The sequence below is a fragment of the Alcanivorax sp. MD8A genome, assembly GCF_002888555.1.
In the GTDB taxonomy this organism is placed as follows: domain Bacteria; phylum Pseudomonadota; class Gammaproteobacteria; order Pseudomonadales; family Alcanivoracaceae; genus Alcanivorax.
This window is the reverse complement of the sequence record NZ_AQOQ01000071.1, coordinates 1-2,709: the sequence shown is the minus strand read 5'-3', so window position 1 is coordinate 2,709 and position 2,709 is coordinate 1. Positions and strand designations below refer to the sequence as shown.

At 60.3% G+C, this 2,709-nt stretch carries 3 protein-coding genes and 1 pseudogene; all 4 read right to left on the bottom strand.

Annotation, left to right across the window (positions count from 1 at the left end; genetic code table 11):
- Positions 1-95 (bottom strand): annotated as a pseudogene (locus A15D_RS17000) (hydrolase or metal-binding protein); the annotation flags it as partial.
- A 95-nt stretch (positions 96-190) separates the two neighbouring features.
- Positions 191-1,198, bottom strand: a complete 1,008-nt coding sequence (locus tag A15D_RS16995) for a YqaJ viral recombinase family protein (protein ID WP_062814933.1) — start codon at positions 1,196-1,198, stop codon at positions 191-193.
- Positions 1,195-1,695 (bottom strand): hypothetical protein, encoded by a 501-nt coding sequence (locus A15D_RS16990; protein WP_233192295.1) that lies wholly within the window; start codon positions 1,693-1,695, stop codon positions 1,195-1,197. Before A15D_RS16990 ends, A15D_RS16995 begins: the two co-directional genes overlap by 4 nt.
- A gap of 84 nt (positions 1,696-1,779) precedes the next feature.
- Positions 1,780-2,709: DUF932 domain-containing protein (locus A15D_RS16985; protein ID WP_102792890.1), on the bottom strand; the 930-nt coding region annotated here is incomplete at its 5' end.

Here is a 2,709-nt window from a genome sequence, read left to right as displayed (position 1 = left end):
TCTTTCTCCGGCAGACGCTTGCCGTTCTTTTCCACCATGCGGCCAATACTGATACGGCCAATTACGGGTGGAGTAATGGCGAGTCCTTTGATCATGGGAGTCTCCTGTTATAAAAAACGCACAGCCGCCGGGCAGGGCCCGGCGTTTATGCTTTTAGGCTGGCGTGTTGAATGAGGTGATGCGAGAACGATCAGGTGGTGGCCTTGACCAGGAACCGGCGGCTGCCGGCCCGATGCTTGGGGAATTGCTGCAGTAGCGCGGGCTGAGCCTTGAGCAGGGCGTCAGTATCGAGCACCGTACTGTCCTTGCTGCGCTTCCAGCTCACCTGGCCGTCGATGAAGTAAGCCCGAGCGGCGTCACCCATGCGTTGCTGGATGCGTTGCTTGAGCCGGGCTTCCCGTTCGGCCAGACGGGCCAAGCGTTCCCGGATATCCAGCATCTCACTGAAGTCGCCGTTGAGTGCGGTGTCTTCAATGAGATCCAGGGCTTCGCCATCATCACGAGGGTAGAGCGCTCGCAATGACTGGTCGGCGGAGTCGGAGCCATCGGCGTCGGGTGGTGTATCGGTTTCTACCAAGTGCCAAAATGCCCGCTCCAGCTCGATCAGTTGCTTGATGACGGTTTCATCCCGCTCGATGCGGTGTATCTGCAATTCCTGCCCGCAGATCAGCACCGCCACGTCCGCCGCCTGCTTGCCGGTGACGGCCAGCTGATGCTGTACCTGACACTGGATGTACTCCGGTACCCCCTCGGCCCAGAGCCTGGCGCCATTAAGGCCAGTGGTTTTGCATTCCAGGATCTGCACCTCTGGATTGCCCACAACGGAATAATCCAGATTGGCCAGCATCCAGGACTTGTCCGCATCCGGGTGCTGGAGCACGGCATTCACTCGCCGGACCTTGTTGCCCGTCGCCTTGGCATAGGCCTCGGCCACCTTGGGTTCAAGCAGGTTGCCCCAGTACAGCGGGGTATGGATGTCGTCCGGATTAGGAGCTGGTAACAGGCCATCCCGACCGGTCTTGATCATCCACAGCTCCAGGGGCGACTGATACGGGTTGAGCCCCACCGCCGCAGCGGCATCGCTGGCCCCGATACCTTGCTTGCGGACCTTGAGCCACTGTTCCCGGTTCATGCCCTTGGTGGACACCAGGCGCAGGGCCGGACGGGATGAGGGTTTGATAGCGCGGGGTGTACTCATGAGTGACCTCCTTCCAGTTGGGTCAGCCGCTTGGTAAAGCGATCATGGAGATTGATCAGCCGATGGGTCTGGGGCGTCTGATCCGAGGGGATCTCATGACTGCCGCCTTGACTGAAGAAGGTGACTACCAGATCGGTGATCATCTGTTGGATGTCGTCATGGGGTGGCAGATTGCCGTCATTCTCGAGCAGATAGGTGCCCAGCTGTTCGCCCAGGATGGACACCACCTCGTACTCGAACACCCCAGGAAACCCTTGCGGGCCGTACCAGTAGGGTTGCACCTGTTTCCAGATATCGGGGATGAAGTCACACAGGGTGCTGATCAGTTCGATACAGCCATTACCCCAGATCTCCAGAAGCCGGGTACCGCGCTCCTTGTTCAGCATCACCCCTTCATGGAGAAAGGCGCCCCAAATGGCGGCCAGATGCGGGGAGAGGGGAGGCGCAGAGCATCTGGCTTCCGGGCCCACACGGTTATCGTGATTAGGTTCTGTCATGGTCAGGCTCCAAACAATAAAAAGCCCGACCGGCACAGAGCGGGTCGGGCTTTAGTCGAGGGAAAAGAATGAGTAGGGAATCAGTCAGGCCACCAGTTCCAGGGTCTGGCTCAGGGCCCGCTGCTTGATTTGGGCCCCCTTGCCGAACCAGGCGGAATCCAGCCGGTTGTCGGTACTGCGGGCGCGACGTTCGTGGTCCACGAACTCGGTGACGGCATTGAGCAGGCCGTAGGCCGTGTTCTTGGCTGACGGCAACTCCGCGCCGCGACCGGCCCCGTCATACAACGCCATGGCCTTCTTCATGGCCTGTTCGTTGGGCTTCACCAGCATGTCCCCAGAGGAGTAGTTCACATCGGTGAAGACCGAGCGCATGACCTTCTCGGCGGTCTTGCGGGTAATGCGCCGCTCGCTGAGGGCCTTCAGGCGATACATGAAGTCATCCCAGGCGGAGACGGAGATCCCGAGCTGCTTCTTGACAGCCTGGGCATCGAAGGTGGTGTTGTGGCGGACCTTCACCGCCTGGCCGGCGCCATTGAGAGCTACCGCCAAGGTGTTGTTACACACCACTCGGATGCTGGTGAACTGGGCAGTGGTAGCCAGGGTGCCGTCACAGGCGGTAGCCAGCAGCACATAGCCGTTGGTCTGGTCATTGCCTGCCAAGGAGCCTGTTTGCCCGGTGCGGGCCAGTGCCCACAGCTTGCGGCCCCCTTTAAGGACGCCAGCGGTTTCCAGCTCAAAACCAGAGCGCTCGGTGAGATCCCGGTAGAACTCCAGGATCTGCCGGGGTTGAACCACCTTGAAGCGGTTACTCACTACCGAAAGAGGCGCCTGATTGTCTGAGCGGAACAGAACCTTCTGATCCGGGAAGGATGAGATCTGCCCGAGAGCCCCGGCCTCGCTACTAATGAAGCGAACAGGGGTCTCACGGATCTCCCAGTCCATGCCGGCTTCCTGCATCCAGACATTGAGGGGTTGTTGGGCGGCGAGCTGGTTGCCCAGCCCGTGCCAGGGGGT

Excerpts from the sequence above, each read along its gene's own strand:
- A15D_RS16995 (WP_062814933.1), bottom strand. The coding sequence starts at position 1,198 with ATGAGTACACCCCGCGCTATCAAACCCTCATCCCGTCCGGCCCTGCGC.
- A15D_RS16990 (WP_233192295.1), bottom strand. The coding sequence starts at position 1,695 with ATGACAGAACCTAATCACGATAACCGTGTGGGCCCGGAAGCCAGATGC.